This is a genomic window from Pseudomonas sp. TWR1-1-3, from assembly GCF_049896805.1.
GTDB lineage: Bacteria > Pseudomonadota > Gammaproteobacteria > Pseudomonadales > Pseudomonadaceae > Aquipseudomonas > Aquipseudomonas bubulae.
This window is the reverse complement of sequence record NZ_JAFCUZ010000001.1, coordinates 1,001,033-1,016,905: the sequence shown is the minus strand read 5'-3', so window position 1 is coordinate 1,016,905 and position 15,873 is coordinate 1,001,033. Positions and strand designations below refer to the sequence as shown.

10 protein-coding genes are annotated in these 15,873 nt (G+C 59.4%); 1 reads left to right on the top strand and 9 read right to left on the bottom strand.

The features are described 5' to 3' along the window. Positions 1-101: 101 nt before the first annotated feature. Positions 102-1,460 carry a glutathione-disulfide reductase gene (gene gorA / locus ACP7BE_RS04410; RefSeq protein WP_095000188.1) on the top strand — a complete coding sequence of 453 codons (1,359 nt, stop codon included), beginning with the start codon at positions 102-104 and terminating at the stop codon, positions 1,458-1,460. 106 nt (positions 1,461-1,566) lie between these two features. Here the strand turns inward: gorA and bcsC are convergent, their stop codons facing one another. The 9 genes from bcsC to bcsE are packed head-to-tail and all read right to left on the bottom strand — an operon-like array spanning position 1,567 to position 15,425. Beyond that, entirely contained in the window at positions 1,567-5,097 is a 3,531-nt protein-coding gene (bcsC, locus tag ACP7BE_RS04405) for a cellulose synthase complex outer membrane protein BcsC (protein WP_426104897.1), read from the bottom strand. Continuing rightward, on the bottom strand, positions 5,085-6,197 hold the full coding sequence (gene bcsZ, locus ACP7BE_RS04400; RefSeq protein WP_426105352.1) for a cellulose synthase complex periplasmic endoglucanase BcsZ: 1,113 nt from the start codon (positions 6,195-6,197) through the stop codon (positions 5,085-5,087). The genes bcsC and bcsZ overlap by 13 nt, the downstream gene beginning before the upstream one ends. A 4-nt stretch (positions 6,198-6,201) precedes the next feature. After that, positions 6,202-8,529 (bottom strand): cellulose biosynthesis cyclic di-GMP-binding regulatory protein BcsB, encoded by a 2,328-nt coding sequence (bcsB, locus tag ACP7BE_RS04395; RefSeq protein ID WP_426104895.1) that lies wholly within the window; start codon positions 8,527-8,529, stop codon positions 6,202-6,204. Continuing rightward, positions 8,526-11,126, bottom strand: a complete 2,601-nt coding sequence (gene bcsA, locus ACP7BE_RS04390; protein WP_095000192.1) for a UDP-forming cellulose synthase catalytic subunit — start codon at positions 11,124-11,126, stop codon at positions 8,526-8,528. Before bcsA ends, bcsB begins: the two co-directional genes overlap by 4 nt. Continuing rightward, positions 11,123-11,845 (bottom strand): cellulose biosynthesis protein BcsQ, encoded by a 723-nt coding sequence (bcsQ, locus tag ACP7BE_RS04385; protein ID WP_095000193.1) that lies wholly within the window; start codon positions 11,843-11,845, stop codon positions 11,123-11,125. The genes bcsA and bcsQ overlap by 4 nt, the downstream gene beginning before the upstream one ends. Continuing rightward, a complete protein-coding gene (gene bcsR / locus ACP7BE_RS04380; RefSeq protein ID WP_095000194.1) occupies positions 11,842-12,078 on the bottom strand; it encodes a cellulose biosynthesis protein BcsR in 237 nt (78 codons plus the stop codon). The genes bcsQ and bcsR overlap by 4 nt, the downstream gene beginning before the upstream one ends. Next, positions 12,048-13,694 carry a cellulose biosynthesis protein BcsG gene (gene bcsG, locus ACP7BE_RS04375; RefSeq protein ID WP_095023378.1) on the bottom strand — a complete coding sequence of 549 codons (1,647 nt, stop codon included), beginning with the start codon at positions 13,692-13,694 and terminating at the stop codon, positions 12,048-12,050. The genes bcsR and bcsG overlap by 31 nt, the downstream gene beginning before the upstream one ends. Beyond that, entirely contained in the window at positions 13,681-13,881 is a 201-nt protein-coding gene (gene bcsF, locus ACP7BE_RS04370; protein WP_095000196.1) for a cellulose biosynthesis protein BcsF, read from the bottom strand. The genes bcsG and bcsF overlap by 14 nt, the downstream gene beginning before the upstream one ends. Further along, on the bottom strand, positions 13,878-15,425 hold the full coding sequence (gene bcsE / locus ACP7BE_RS04365) for a cellulose biosynthesis protein BcsE (RefSeq protein ID WP_095019137.1): 1,548 nt from the start codon (positions 15,423-15,425) through the stop codon (positions 13,878-13,880). Before bcsE ends, bcsF begins: the two co-directional genes overlap by 4 nt. Positions 15,426-15,873 lie beyond the last annotated feature (448 nt).

Below are 15,873 nucleotides of genomic sequence, written 5' to 3'. Positions count from 1 at the left end.
CCACCCTCGGGTGGCTTTTTCGTTTTTTTGCTGTCGGCAACTTCCAGCGCTGGTCAATCGCGCAGGAGCGATTATGCTGATGGCCTGCCTAGGAGAGAGAAATGGCCTACGAATTTGATCTATTTGTCATTGGTGCGGGTTCTGGTGGCGTGCGTGCTGCACGTTTTGCCGCAGGTTTTGGCGCAAAAGTGGCTGTAGCAGAAAGCCGCTATCTGGGCGGTACCTGCGTGAACGTTGGCTGTGTGCCGAAAAAGCTGCTGGTGTACGGCGCGCACTTTGCTGAAGATTTCGAGCAAGCCTCGGGGTTTGGCTGGAGCCTGGGTGAGGCAGACTTTGACTGGGCGACCCTGATCGCCAACAAAGACCGCGAGATCAATCGTCTCAACGGTATTTATCGCAACTTGCTGGTCAACAGCGGTGTGACCCTGATCGAAGGTCACGCGAAAATAACCGGCCCCAATGAAGTTGAAATCAACGGTCAGCGTCATACCGCCAAACATATTCTGATCGCCACCGGCGGCTGGCCGCAGATTCCCGACATCCCGGGCCATGAACATGCAATCAGTTCCAACGAGGCATTCTTCCTCAAAGAGCTGCCCAAGCGTGTGCTGGTGGTGGGCGGTGGCTATATCGCCGTCGAGTTTGCGGGGATTTTCCACGGTTTGGGTGCGAAAACGTCCTTACTCTATCGTGGCGAGATGTTCCTGCGCGGTTTTGATGGTGCAGTGCGCAAGCACTTGCACGAAGAACTGATCAAGCGCGGCATGGACGTACAGTTCAATGCCGATATCGAGCGGATCGACAAGCAGGCCGATGGCAGCCTCAAAGCCACACTCAAGGACGGTCGCGAGCTGATCGCCGATTGTGTGTTCTACGCCACGGGCCGTCGGCCGATGCTCGATAACCTGGGCCTGGAGAACACCGGGGTCAAACTCGACAAGCGCGGTTTTGTCGAAGTGGATGATCTGTACCAGAGTGCCGAGCCATCGATCCTGGCCATTGGCGATGTGATCGGTCGCGTGCAGTTGACGCCCGTGGCGCTGGCCGAAGGCATGGCCGTGGCGCGCCGCCTGTTCAAGCCCGAGCAATATCGGCCGGTGGATTACCAAATGATCCCGACGGCTGTGTTCAGCCTGCCTAACATCGGCACGGTGGGTTTGAGTGAAGAACAGGCCATTGAGGCGGGACACAAGGTGCAGATTTTCGAAAGCAGCTTTCGCCCGATGAAACTGACACTCACCGAGTGCCAGGAGCGTACGTTGATGAAGCTGGTGGTGGATGCCGACACCGACAAGGTGCTCGGTTGCCATATGGTCGGGCCGGAGGCGGGGGAGATCGTGCAGGGACTGGCGATTGCCTTGAAAGCCGGAGCGACCAAACAGCACTTTGACGAAACCATCGGCGTACACCCGACGGCTGCTGAAGAGTTTGTGACCATGCGCACGCCGGTAAAACGCTGATTTTCACTGTGGGAGCGGTCTTGCTCGCGATGCAGGCGGCGCGGTCTATCTGTTAAACCGCGTCGCTCCGATCGCGAGCAAGCCCGCTCCCACACTGATTTGCCAATTACCTGAAATCGGCATACGGAATCAACGGTTGCACCGGCATCGGCAAGTTGCCCTGCCACACGTCGAAGGTATAACGCAGGTAGAGCATCGCCCGGCTCGGGGCATAGTCATCGCTGTGTTGATAGAGCACTCCGCCGCCCAGTACCAGATGATCCGACAGCCTGCGCTCTACCAGCCCCTGTACGCGGTAACCGATGCCAGTGCTGCTGCCGCCCGAGGTCTGCCCCAGACCGTCGGCAAGCTGGTAGCCAGCATCATCGAGCCGCTGCAGCAGTTTGCTGTTCAGTCCGTCCAGCGGGTAAAGGTCATTGGCATCGGTTTTCGCATACGACCAGCTCACCGAGCTTTCCAATGCCACCGACCAGTTGGCGGTACGGAAGGCGTAGTTCAGCGGCACACCAATCGAATAGTACTTCTGCGGGCTGTAGTAACCGCCCTGGCCGAGAGTGTATTCACTCGAGTCCTTGTCATACCCCCAATACATCAGTGTCAGACCGGTGCGTAAACGTTCGTCGGCGCGCTCCACCAGACGGTAGTAATAACCGGCCATGGCCGTGCTCTTGTGGTTGTCTTCGACGTTTTTGCCGCGCAACCAGTGCTGGCCGAAACTGGCCCATACACCGTCTACGCCCCCTTCGTCGTGGCTCAGGCTCAAGGTCACACCGTTGGACGTGACGCCGCCCCAGGTCACACCGGTGTTGGGATCGGTAGCCCCGGCATAGGACAGGATCGAGTTGCTCAGGGGGCGACGTGAACCGGTCAGGGTCCAGCCCAGTGAGCCGATCTTGCTGCTGTAGGCCACGCCGCCCAGCCAGTTGGGTACCTTGAAGTTATCCGGTGTACGACCGATATCGATGTTCCACACCTCGTTTTTCCAGCCCGCCGCCATCATCGTGCCGTTGACCGATTGCGAGCGGTCATCGCAGCCAGAGAAGTCAGGGCCATTGGTACCCTTGCGATTGACCTCCACAGCACAGGTGCCGTAGTTCTCGCGCACGAGTCCGTCCGGGTCGGCATCGAATTTTCCTGCATCCATATTCAACTGTTCTGCGCGCAGAAAACCGCTGCCATCGGCCACCGGCAGGTCCAGTTGCAGGATGGTGGTTCGGGTGTCGGTGTCCGAAGTGCCGGCGGAAGCATCGTCCGAACGCCAGCCGTAGTCGGTATACAGATGAACTGTCGGATTTTGCCGCTGGTAGAGTTCGTCCACATCACTGCGCAAGCTACGGGCCAGCCACTCGTCATCGTCCTTTTCACGACTGGCCATGGTCATGGCGCGATTGTCCCGGGGGTTGCCTTGCTCAGGGGTAATCAGCCCTGCGGCGGCCATGCTTTTGGCATAGTAGTCCAGTGCCTTTTGCGGCTCCCTGGCCGACATCAGCCGCGCCGCGTCGCGATACATCAGCGGGTCAGCCTGCGGTGATTGCAACAATTGGGCATAGATGGCCTGGGCCTTTTCAGGCTCACCCACGGCGGCCCAGGCATTGGCTACCCGACGTTGCTGTGAAGGGGTCAATGGCGTGCCGGGGGCAGGGGTAAACTGTGTCAGTTGCTGACGAGCCGAAGGCAGCTGTTTGCTGGCAATCAGGGTTTCGATCTGGCCCAGGCGCGCATCAGTGTTGCCCGGTTCTTTTTTCAGCACCTGGCTGTAGAGGTTTTGCGCCTGTTCATAGTCACCACGCTCCTGGGCCCAGCCAGCGATGGTCATCAGATCGTCGTTGTCCGAGTTCTGCATCAACAGGGCAATCGCTTGCGGCTCTTGCCCGGCGGCGCGCAGACTTTCAGCCCGGGCCACCAGTACATTGCGTTGCAGCCGCGTATCAAGCTCACGCATGGAGTCGCTCCATTGCGCCTTGGGCAGTTGTTCCAGAACGCTCAAGGCACTGGCATCGCGCTCGGTACTTGATAGGTACAACGCGTAGGCATAAAGCGCTTCAGGGTTGCGACCCTGACGAGTCATCAGCTGTTTGAAGCTGTCATCAGCGGCGCCCGGCTGGTTGATTTCGCGCTGGGCGTTGGCCAGACGATAAGTGACCCAAGGCTCATCGGGGCTGAGGTTACGGATTTTGCTGAGCAAGGCGACCACTTGCGGCCAGTCCTTGCGCTCGGTAGCGGCATCGGCCTGACGGTTCAGTTCGTCAAGTTCGATGCTCTGGCGCAGGCTGGCAAATTCCTTCTGGCTGGCAGGCGGCAGGCGATCAAGGAAAGCCTTGGCCTTTTGCGGGTCTTGCGCGCTGTACAGACGCATCAGCCCACGCACCGCACTGCCATTGCCGGGCTCAAGACGACGGGCCTGCAACAGCAAGGCTTCGGCCTGGATATCGTCGTGCTCGGCCTGGGCCACGCTGGCCAGGCCTATGAGTGGGTCGGCATCGCCGGGCTTGGCCTTGCGTGCCTGGGTAAAGGCCGTGCGCGCCGCTGCCGGGTTATTTTGTTCAAGGGCCTTGTCGCCCTGACTGAGCAGCATGCGGTAGCGGCTGGCGTCCATCAGGTCTTGCCACTTGCTGATATTGGATGTGTCCTGTTCTTTGCTGCGAGCGGTGGCAAAGTTGCTGTTGGCTTCGGCATAGCGGCCCTGGCGAAACTGCGCCATGCCCAGGGCACCGTAAAGGGTCGGGTCGTCCGGGTATTGTTTGAGAGCGCGGCGCAGCAGGCCTTCGGCGGCTGCCGGGTTGCGCGACTGGTCGATCATTTGCTTGCCCTGGGCGCCGGCGGTCCATGCCGGGTCATTCAGCAGGCTTTGCTGCTTTTGCAGGTTTTTATTGGCCTCGCCAATCAGCGGCGAATTTGGATAGCGCGCAATAAAGCCCTGCCAGGCCTGTGCCGATGTGCGATCCACCGGCAATGTGCTGAGGTAGGTGTATTCACGCTCAGCCGCAGCATTACTGGCGACCGGGTCTTTGGCCAGTTGCTGCAGGACGATCAGGGCTTCTGGCGCACGGTCTTCGCGGAACAACAGGTCGGCCAGGGTTTGACGCAGGCCGGGGTTGCCCGGGTACTGTTTGTCCAGGCTGCGCAGTTGCTCGATGACCTGTGCACGCTGGCCCTGGATATTGCTGCGGATGCGCAGGTATTCCAGTGCCGTGGCAAAATCCGGCGGGGCATTGCCAAACAGTCGCTCGAAAATCGCCACGGCTTCTTCAGGACGACCGGCCGCAGCAAACAGGCGCGCCTGTTGCAGGTCTTTCTGGCTTTGTGGGTCTTGCAGCTTCATCAGGCTCTGGGCCTGACGCAGTGCCGCTGAATCAGGGGCAACATTTTGCAACTGGGCCAGACGCTGCCTGGCCAGCTCCGGGTTTTTCTCCAGCAATGCCTGGCGTATCGACGCCACCAACGCTTGCGGGTTGTTGGGTGAGATCAATTGCAGCCGTGCCAGAGAGTCACGCACCAGGTCTTCGCGGTACATGGCTTCGCCGATCCGAACCTGCTCCAGCAGCCATTGTTGCTGCTCCTGCACCGTGCTCGGCTGTGCAATGGCTGCAGTGGACAACCCACCGAGCAGGAACGCCCACGTTGTTATTTTTGGCATGTTTTGATCCACGAAGGTAAAAGCTGCCCATCCTTGTCAAAGCGATAGCGTTGTTCATCCCAGCCCTGGCCGAACAGCAGCAGTGACTGGTTGTAATAGGCATCGGCCGCAGGCGGCTGTTGCTTGATCCGTTCCTGTTGAACCGCCAGCGCGGGGGAGTCCAGGCTGGACAGTAACGGCAGCATGGCGGCGGAAAACCCTACCGGCCCCGTGCCGGTGTATTTGCCGGTAACGGCATTGACGCTTTCTGGCACATAGCTCAGGGTTTGGGTGAGGTTGGCCATGGGCGCAAAATGTTGTTGCAGTGGCTGGCGACCGGCCGCGTCCCGGGCCAGCATGCCAACCCACAGGTAGACGCGAATGGCATCGTAGTCCCCCAGCGAACCCTCCTTGCTGTCCGGTGCCCAACCGCCACCGGCTTTCCACTGCAGCCAGTCCGGGGCAAAGCCTTTGGGCGAAGTCTCTATCAGCATGCGTTGCTGGTTGCTCGCCAGTTCGGCCCAGATCGGTGATATACGCGCAAAACGGGCCAACAGTTGCGGTGGCAAATAGCTGGGGTTCAGGCGCCATCCCTTGGCGCTGTCAAAACCCACATCCCCGGGCAATAGCATCAGGCCCAGCCCGGGCAGCTTGCGCAGGCTTTGCGCAGCGCTGCGCCAGAGCATGTTCTGCCCAAGCGCGACATACTCGGGCCACTGCCACAGCCTGCCGGCTTCGAGCAGGCTGTAGGCGATCCACAGGTCGGCATCGCTGGCATTGTTGCTGTCCAGGATCTGCCACTTGCCGTTTTTTGCCAGACCCCATTGCCAGGCTGGTAAATGAGCCTCAAGGCTGCCACCGGCGAGGTTATTGCGGGTCCACTCGAGAATCCTCGCAAAACTCTTTTTGTCGTTGCCCAGCAAGGCAAAAAACAACCCGTAGCTCTGACCTTCCGAGGTGGTGATCATTTGCGCCGACGAGCCATCGATAATGCGCCCGTCGCTGCTCATCATGGCCTTCTTGTAACTGTCCCAGGCGGGCCAGTCACAGGATTGCGCACTCGCCACCTGAGGCAATAGCCCCAGGGTCGAGCTCAGGGTAAGTGCCGCCAGTCGCTTCATGGCGTTAGTCATGCTTGTTCAGGCGACGGTTGGCCGCCCAGCTCAAGGCACGCCACAGCAGGAAGGCGCTGAGCAGAACGCTGATCACGGCCAGCACGGTCAGTAGCACCGGGTGCTCGGAGAGCTGGTACCACAGCAACAGGTACCATGGCAGGTTGCCAACAAAGTACTGGTCCCCCACCAGTTGGCTGTAAACACCGCTGCTGCGGATCAGTGCCGCGGAGCCCGCTACTGCGTCCAGCTTGCCGCTGTCACCGAGGACTTCGCGCAACAAGTTGTAGTCTGCATCGTCATTGGCCAAGAGTGCCACGACACTGCGCTGGTTATGGGTCGGAGACTGCATGCCCAGGATAGCTGCAATCGGGGCCTGCGCTGTGACTTCCACTTTGTTGGCTGGCACGTTGCGTGCGTCGGTCGACGGCGTGCGACGAATGTTGGCATCAATACCGGTGGTGCCATGTGGCTGAACCAGCATGTCACGCTGGCGTTGCAGCAATACGCTCAAGTCCGGGTTATCGCGCAGGTCTGGTGCCATTTGTCCCAGTACCAGCAGGTCGGCATCTTCCTTGGAGGCGGATTGCCAGTCATCGGTCAGGCGCAAGCCGAACGCCGGGTAGCCGGAACGCGCAGAAATGCTGGCCACAGTTTCAAGCAGGGTGCTGATTTGTGTCGGTGTGGTGTCTTTGGGTACGACAACGATGGATTCGGACATGTCGGCCATGCGGCTGAACGGGAAACCACTGCGGGCAAAGGCCTTGAGGTCCGGCATACTGATGTAGTGGTAGTAGCCGGACATATCGATGGTGGAGTCCTCATCGATAATTGCCTGGGTGTTGGCCGGCAGGATGGTCTGGCAGCGATCTTTCTGTGAACTGCCCATGGTGCTGGCAAAGTTGAAGTCGAAACGCAGACGGTTACGGTCGCCAATTTTCAGCGAAGGCACGATCAGCTTGTCATTGACGTTGGCTGAGTCGTTGGACAGCACCGACAGGCGCAGTTCTTCGAGGTTGCTGGTGTCTTTGCGCAGCAATGGCAGGCTGGTGAGGAACTGGTCATTGAGGCTGATATTCAAACGCGAATCATCATTGGCCGACGGCGCGGTGTAGCGGTACTGGGTGCGTAGCGGGATACCCTGGTTGCGCCAGACAAACAGGTCAGGCGGCAGGTTGACGTCCAGGGTAATGGCGCGAGGCACCAGCCCGCTGACTTGCAGTTGTTGCGGGTAACTGACCAGTTCGGCAAAACGCACAGGGCGGTCGGTACGCATCCACGCCGGAGCATCGTAGGGTTTGCGCGGTTGCAGTTCCTGGACCTTGTCGATGGTCACGCGCGAACCGCGCATCAGGTTGCCGCCCAGGGCCAGGGCCTTGGCGGCTGTAGCCAGGTCTTCTTCGTTGCGACCCATGACCAGCAGGATTTTGCTGTAGGGCGCATCCGGGTGATTGATCATTTCGACCACAGGCGCGGTCACGGCCGGGAATTTCTCCAGATCGCTCATAAAAGCAGGGCGGTGATCGTTGGTGGCAAACACCACGGTGGGCTGGACGGCATCCTTGTCTTGCACGCCTGGCAGGGTATCGAACACGACCGGGAAATTGGCCCCGCGCCAGTTGGACTGGCTACCGAAGTAGGAAGCCAGAATCGCGGCAGCTTTCTGTTCGCCCAGGGTCGGGTTGGCCGCGAAGACAAACGGCAGTTCCAGCTTGCCGCTGTTGCGCGGGTCGAAAAACGGTAGCGGGAAAAACGCCAGATCGTTTTGCAGGCTCAGCGCCTGTTCCTGCAGGGTAATGCTGCTGCCACGGCTGATATTGACCCACAGGGTGCTGTTGGCCGGGTCTTCGCAGAATTCGGTATAATGGCCGACAAACTCCAGGCGTACGCGGTTGAAGTCCGAAATCAGTCGCGGATCAAGGGCCATCTTTTGCGTGGTTTTACGCCCCAACTGGTCTTTCTCGATCGGCAGCACGCCCATCAGCACATCGTTGAGGTAAACCCGGATATGGGAAACCGTCGGGATCAGCGAAGGCGAGGGCGTGTATTCCAGCTGCAGGCTGGCGTCGCTGGCAATGCGGTCCCGGCGCATGCCGAATTCCACCTGGTCGGCGCTGTTGATACCCAGCAGCAGGGAGTCACCGGGACGCCCCAGTTGCTCAAAGGTATAGGTCACCGGCCAGCTTGGCAGTACCTGATCGGTTTGTGCAAATGCAGGTTTTGGCAGCGTTTCGGCCACTGGTGAGCTCCCCGGCAAAGGCAGGGGGGCCGACATCAGCTGTGAGGCGAAGGTCATCAGCGCTAGGCTGGCGAAAATGGTTTTTTTGGTTATACGACTCATGATCTGCTCACTGGCCGGGAAATAAGAGGGGTGGAGGTGGGCATGCGCGGCAAAAAGCTGCCCAGCCACTGAAAGATGTGCAGGAAAGGTTTTGCCAACACGCGGACCCACGCCGGCAGGTATTCATACAGGCGGTAATAACCCTTGATGCCCAGGGCCAGGATCTCCTTGAGACTCTGGATCGGCTTGTCGGCTTCAAAACCGCTGTTGTGATCAAGCCAGGCATCGGCGCGGCCAAAGGTGCATTGCACGAAGGCAATTTTTTCTTCGGCCGGTAACCGGGCAAAGCTGAGACCAATAAAACGTTCGCTGGAACGGGTCAGGGTGCCGGTGAATACAAACTCGCGGTTGCCGCGTTGCAGAATCAGTGACACCGGCGTGCCGACGGGCAATTGCAGAGCCTGGCTCAGTTGCAGGCCGACGCCACCGTCGGAGTAGTCCACCAGCTCACAAGGGTAGCTGTGCCCGTCAGCCAGTTTCACCGCCCCCGGCAAGCGCGCGAGTACCCGGTGGGTGTTGCGCACCTGGCGTACTTCCGCGGCAACTGCAACCGCAGCCCCGATGATCAGCAGGTTGTAGATCACCCACAGGACGCTGACGATCACGGTGAAGATTTCATCCCTGGGGCCATAGAACAGGCGCCAGACGGCAAAGCCCAGGCCGAGGATGTTCAACACCGACAAAATCAGATAGGGCTTGGCGGTCTGCCAGTCGAACTGGTTTTCCTCCATCATGCCGCCCTTGGCCGTGACGTTGAATTTGCCCCGTGACGGGCTGAACAAGGCCACCGTGGTGGGCCGTGCGATGTACCAGGCCAGCACGGTTTCATACACCTCGCCCCAGAATGTCTGGCGGTAGGCGCCTTGCATCCGCGAGTTGGTCAGGCTGGCGTGGATCATGTGCGGCAGCACGTACAACAGGATCATCGCCGCCGGGGCGTAGATGATGTAAGCGTGGAAGAACAGGAATGCCAGGGGCGCAGTGAGGAACACCAGCCGCGGCAGCCCCACCAGAAAGTGCATCATGGCGTTGGTGTAGCAGATGCGCTGGAAGATCGTCAGGCCCTTGCCCAACAGCGGGTTGTCAGTGCGGAAAATCTGCACCATGCCCCGCGCCCAACGGATGCGCTGGCCGATATGCGCCGACAGGCTTTCGGTCGCCAGCCCCGCCGCCTGCGGAATACGCAGATAGGCCGAGGTCCAGCCATTGCGGTGCAGGCGCAAGGCGGTATGGGCATCTTCGGTCACGGTTTCGACAGCAAAACCGCCGATGGAGTCAATTGCGGTACGCCGCAGTATGGCGCAGGAGCCGCAGAAGAACGCGGCGTTCCACATGTCGTTGCCGTCCTGGATCAGGCCGTAGAACAGTTCGCCTTCGTTGGGGCGGTTACGGAAAGTACCCAGGTTGCGCTCGAACGGATCCGGCGAGAGGAAGTGGTGCGGGGTTTGCACCAGCGCCAGTTTCGGATCGCGCAGAAACCAGCCAACCGTCAATTGCAGGAAGGAGCGGGCAGGCATGTGGTCGCAGTCGAAAATCGCCACCAGATCGCCGTCGAGCAATTTCAGGGCATGGTTGAGGTTACCCGCCTTGGCGTGACGGTTGTCGGTGCGGGCGATGTAGTTGATACCCACTTCCTCGGCGAAGGTCTTGAAACTTGGGCGGTTACCGTCATCGAGCAAATGGATGCGCAGCTTGTCTTTCGGCCAGTCGATACCCAGCGCCGCATACACCGTGCCACGGGTAACCGACAATTCTTCGTTGTAGGTGGGAATCAGCAGATCCACTACCGGCCACTGATCGGTGTCTGCCGGCAGCTGTGCCGGTTTGCGATTGAGCGGCCATGAGGTTTGCACATAACCCAGCAACAGGATCAGCCAGGTATAGGTTTCGGCCACCAGCAAGGTCAGGCCGCAGACCAGATCGAAGGTGTCGTTCCAGTTCAGGGTCGAGGTATAGCGCCACCACAGATAACGGCACGACACGATGACCGAGAGCACGATCAGCAATAATGTAGGGAAGCGCCCCGGCATGCGCCGGACCAGCATGGCCAGCATCCACAGCAAGACGACAAACACCAGTTGCGCAAGGAAACCGAACGGTTCGGTAATGCACAGCACAATCAACGCAAGGGCCAGTACGCCCATGGCGATATACAGGCCCTTGCGCAGCGGCCATTGAATGTTGTCCCACCAGTGCGAGCCTTTGGTGACTTGCGGGCTGAGGGTGGTGGGCAAGCGGGCAAAGGCATTGGACAGCAGGTTCCATGGCCGTTGCACGATCATCAGCAAGGCCGAGAAAAAGCTGGCCGTGCGCTGGCGGAAGCGTTGCCGGCCGATCTGGTCCTGGTTGGGCGTTCGCACCAGCAGTAGCCACAGGGTTTGCACCGTGTAGCGCAGCGGGTCACCGATGGTCGAGGGCTTGTCCGCCAGGTGCGGATACAGGCGCCGGTGCTGTTCGCGCAAGGCTTGCCAGCGGGGTGATTCAAGGCGCAGGAAGATCCAGCCCAGCGCTTGAATCAGCGCCAGGGTGAAGGCGGTAAAACGGGTGCAGTTCTGCTCCCGCCGCAATCGTGTATAGGGGAACCAACGCCTGATCATTCAAGCCTCCTGCCACGCAGCAGGCACCAACTGGCCAGGCTGATAATGTCCAGGGCAATCAGGCTGGAAGGCGCATAGCGCCCGGCAGGCTCGCTTCTGGCCAGGGCCTCGGCCATGGCTTCATCGGCATGCAGGTTGACTGGCACCAGTGCATGGGCATAACGCTGTTGCCAGATCAGCAGCAGATCGCGCTGCAACTGGCTGGCGGCATCGAAGCGATTGACCAGAAACAGCGGGGTCTGCGTCAGCTGCGGTTGCAACAGCACATGGCAGGCAGCATCGGCGTTGGTAACCATCATCGAGAGTGCGCAGTGCGGGTTGGTCATATGCCCAGGCAAGCGTTGCGGCAGGTCGAAGAGTATCCAGTCAAACGCGTTCGCCAGCGCAGCCTGGCGCTGGCTCCAGAGCTTTGGCTGTTCAATCAGCAGGGCATCGAGGGCAAAAAGCTCGCTCGGCTTCAATTGGCCATAGGGCAGCACGCACAGGCCTGGCTCTACCACCCAGGCGTGTTCGTGCCAGGGTTGCCGGTCAAGGGTCGCCCGCGCCCAGCCTTCACGCGGGGCAAGGTCCATATTGAAGTGCAGGCCCAGGGAGTTCTCCGGGCACATGTCCACCAGCAGCACTTTCTGCCCCAGCTCATGCAGCGCATGGCCCAGGGCCGCCAGGGTTGAGCTGGTGCCCACGCCACCCCGCACGCCACGCAAACTCATGCTGATCATGGGGTTTGCTCCGTGTCCTTGGCCAGCAACGGGGGCTGCTTGTACTGCGCCTCTAGATAGGCCAGCAACGGCCAGCGCTCAAAGGCCTGCAACAGCTCCATATGTGCCGACACATCGACATATTCCAGGGCATGCAGCTCCATCATGGATTTAAGCCGGGCAATATCATCGGCCCGTTCTTTGCGCGAAAGGATATCGGCGCTTATTTGAACCGCTGTGGGTAAGGCAGCCATCCGCCGTTCTCCTTGATTCGCACATAAGGTTTGCCGTTGTAGTCGAGTACTACGGTCCCTGAGTTTTCCGATACTTTCGCGGTTTTCGGCAGATCGGTGAGCAGCCTGGACCAGTCCACGGTCTGGCCATTGCTCAGCGCCGGATCGGCGTACAGGCGAGCTATGATTTCTGCCACGGCCAGGTAGCTGCTGGGTTCACTGACGTGGATAGGCTGGGTTTGCGCGTTGTCGCCCATATTGATCAGCTTGATACCCACCGGTACATGGGTGATGGAGTCACTGGGGATTTCGCGCATGCCGGCTATCTGCATGCGGTCACCGTGCAGCGCTGCGCCATGCTCAGGGACGATGGCTACCACGACGCGACGGCCACTTTTTTCCAGCTCTTTAAGGAAGGCATTAAGATCGTCGAGAAGGATCTGCGCCCGGCTGCGGTAGTCAGCGGCCTGGGTGCCGCCATCGGACTGCACCTGGCGGTTACCGTCGTGCAGGCTGGTGGTGTTGTAGAACAGCGCCATATTGGGTGAGTCTTCAGTCATGCGGTGCTGCCACCACTTGCTCAGCACATCACGGTCGCGCCAGATCGGCGAGCCGTCAAAACCGACATAGGTACGCGGCAGGCCTGCGGGTACAACACCCAGAGCCGGAGGAGGCAACTGGCCCTGTTCACGCACTTCCTGCAGGAAACCGTCGAATTCACCGGTGTGGTTAAGCATCAGCTCATTGGAAAAGCCCAGCTTGCGCAGGTCATCGAACAACAGGCACTGATCCGCCGGTTGTTTGTACAGCTGCGCATGGGAGGTCTGGCCGCAACTGGCGCGCAGCAAGCGAATGGCTGCGGGGCCGCTGTAGGCGGTGGCCGAGTTGAAGTTGTCGAATATCACGTCCATCTGGCTGAACAACGGGTTGTCACGCAAGCCCACGGCATCCAGGTCGTCCCAGGCCATGGAACAAATATTGATCACCAGCAGATCGAACGGGGGCGGCTTGACTGCCGGTTCCTTGAACTCGACCTTGCGCGTGGATTCGTTGAGATAGAACTTCTCCAGGTAGCCATTGAGCGTCGCGTCGTCGGGCTCGCCTGCGCTGACGGTCGGCGCGCCCGTGGCAGTCTGTGCGCCGGCCATTTGCGGTTGCACGGAAGGTGGCAACAGCCACTGCAGATTGCCCATGCCCAACCAGGCAAAGCCCAGCAGGGTGAGGGTGGTCAGGCGCAGCCACTGGTTCAGGAACAGGTAGCCGACAAACAGCAACAGTAACAGGGCGCACACTTGCCAGTCGATAAAGCGCCCCAGCAGCTCGACGATATAGTCGAACGAAAAGTTCAACACCCCGGGTTGTGCCAGCAGGCGGCTGAAGGGCGGGAACCAGGTGTCCTGGTACAGAAGGGCCACGGCCACCGGAATGGCAATCAGGGTGCGCAAACGGCGTAGCGCCGGGTTGGCGATCGGAATCAGCAAAACGGCAGCAAAGATCAGGTTGGGCAAAATCTGGATGTTCAGATGCCCCGTCCAGGCCAGCAGGAACTTGGCCAGGAAATACAGGTTCCAGGCGCCCAGGCCGCTCCAGGATCCGGCAATTTTGTGCGCCGGTGCGTCAGACTTAAACAGACTCATCAGGCGTTCTCTGAGCAGGGCTGGCTGGCATGCGACGGCGAACGCCGCACGATTTCAAATAGCGGGGAGAGAGGTACTGCTCGAAATGACTTTTCAAGTACATCCGCATGCGCTGCCAGAACAGCGTCAGCAGTACGGTCACCACACAGGTCAATGCAATGACATCGATTAGCTCAAGGAACGTCATGACTGTGGCTCACTGATAGGCAGGGTGAATCTTTGCGGATTTAACGGAGCACGTTCACCCGTAGCAGATACCGCTTGCGTCGCATGGGTCTCGACGGGGATATGCAAGTGTGCAGGCACGGCGCCAGCTTTCATAAAGGCGTCAGCCGGCAGATCGGACAACCCGCTGAGCATGCGGCGCTGGCTGAACATGTCGCGCCAGGGCAGGCGGCAAACATTGCCCAGTGCCGGTTCCAGTCCGTCAGCGCGGCAGGCAAACAGAAAGAGGTAAAGCTCGCCATCCAGCAGGCAGGCAAAGTCGCCGAATCGACGCAGGCACATCTGATTGAGGAACAGTTCCTCACCAATGCCGGGCACCGGTTCGAACTTCATCAACTGGTGGGTTACCTCACCCGAACTGTCCTGGTAGATCTGCGCAACGGCTTCGAAAAAATCACGGGGGCTCACCAGCCCGCGAATTTGCGGCGGGCGCTGACGTTCCAGAAGGGTCTTGAAATCAATGTTCTGCGTGTACTGCCAGCGCTGCCCCTGAATGCTTTCAATCATGCTCAGAAAACGTGAGAGCAGGGTGCCGTCGGGAACGATCAGGTTGGCCCCGCAGGCCAGCAACAGACGTTCATCGCGGTAGCGCACCGACGGTTCCATTTCGCGCACAACGATCTTCAACTGCGGCCCGCAATGTTCGCGCAAGTCGTGCAACTGCTGTGCAAGCTCAAGTAACTGGTAGCTGTTGTCGATGCCGACAATTACGGTCGCGGCGCTGGCTGACTGGGCTGCTTCGAGCAATGCATCACGGTTTTCGAACAGGTACCAGTGCTTGGACATTGACGGCGCACCCTCCAGCACGGAGCGCTCGGCAAGATAAACGTGCTGATCGTCCGCTACCCGGGGCTGGGTATCGACCTCGGTTTGCGGGATCAGGCGCAAGGTCGCGTCCTGGTCCGACAACTTGAACTCCTGCCCGGCGCTAACGCCCAGATCGCTGTGCCAAAAGTGCAACTGATAGCGCAGGTCGCCGTTGTAGCGGTACAAGCGACTTAAACCGGAGAGGGTTTGATTGAGTTGCAGCAACTGCGCATGCAGCAGCGCTGCCTCGCCATGGGTAATCACCAGCAATGTGGCGTTGCGCTCCAGCAGCCAGGAACGCATGCGCTCGAACCAGCGTTGCAATTGGACCGCTGTGGTGGTCTCAGCCCAACTGTTGGCAGGCAGCACCAGCAGGATCTGGCTTGAAGGGGCGGTACCGGCACGCGCAAGGTCGCGGTTCAACGTGGCCAGCCCAGGCACGATGACTCTTGGTGCGATCTCGAACAGCTTGAGTTTTTCCGGCCCGCGATCGGGCGCCATGTCGTTGACCAGGCCTTGTGCGTAGCCGGTGCTGGCAATCAAGGTTGCCGGCACGCTTTCGGGTATGTTTTCAAGAAATTGCCGAGCAAGCAGTTTTGCGTCAGCGGAGTGATCGACCGTGACCCAATACAAGCCGCCTGCGCGCAACACAATGTGTTGATCCGGCAATCCGCCTATGGCCAAACTGATATGAACCAAGCGTAACGTCCCCCAAGGATGAACAGGTGTTAAGGCGTTCGGGTACTGCCAGCCATCACCTGTCTATTTCTTTAGGTGTCAATAGAATGACTGTCAACATTTAACCCGTTACGTCTCAGTTGTTTCTTCTTGTACTGTGTGCTGTGCATCATTTATGACAAGCGTAGTACTACACTCGAATGAGTGTAAGAAAGCGCGTACTTTATCATCTGAAACATCTGGTTGAGTGGCTTGAGACTGAGGATCGTCAAAAAAATAACGGCAATATGATTGTAGTCATTAAATTGGCTACTCGCCTGGAAAGGCTGATATTCGAGGGCTCCGCACCTTAGGCCAAGGTATTTGTAGGTAACGCTCGCGAGAAAACCGGCTAAAGGGAGAGGAAAGTACGCGCCCGGCTTTCTGAGAGTCCCATTGCGTGCTATTGCTTACGCGGGTTCATTGTGAA

Excerpts from the sequence above, each read along its gene's own strand:
- bcsG (WP_095023378.1), bottom strand. The coding sequence starts at position 13,694 with ATGAGTCTGTTTAAGTCTGACGCACCGGCGCACAAAATTGCCGGATCC.
- bcsZ (WP_426105352.1), bottom strand. The coding sequence starts at position 6,197 with ATGAAGCGACTGGCGGCACTTACCCTGAGCTCGACCCTGGGGCTATTG.
- bcsC (WP_426104897.1), bottom strand. The coding sequence starts at position 5,097 with ATGCCAAAAATAACAACGTGGGCGTTCCTGCTCGGTGGGTTGTCCACT.
- bcsR (WP_095000194.1), bottom strand. The coding sequence starts at position 12,078 with ATGGCTGCCTTACCCACAGCGGTTCAAATAAGCGCCGATATCCTTTCG.
- bcsB (WP_426104895.1), bottom strand. The coding sequence starts at position 8,529 with ATGAGTCGTATAACCAAAAAAACCATTTTCGCCAGCCTAGCGCTGATG.
- bcsF (WP_095000196.1), bottom strand. The coding sequence starts at position 13,881 with ATGACGTTCCTTGAGCTAATCGATGTCATTGCATTGACCTGTGTGGTG.
- bcsQ (WP_095000193.1), bottom strand. The coding sequence starts at position 11,845 with ATGATCAGCATGAGTTTGCGTGGCGTGCGGGGTGGCGTGGGCACCAGC.
- bcsA (WP_095000192.1), bottom strand. The coding sequence starts at position 11,126 with ATGATCAGGCGTTGGTTCCCCTATACACGATTGCGGCGGGAGCAGAAC.
- gorA (WP_095000188.1), top strand. The coding sequence starts at position 102 with ATGGCCTACGAATTTGATCTATTTGTCATTGGTGCGGGTTCTGGTGGC.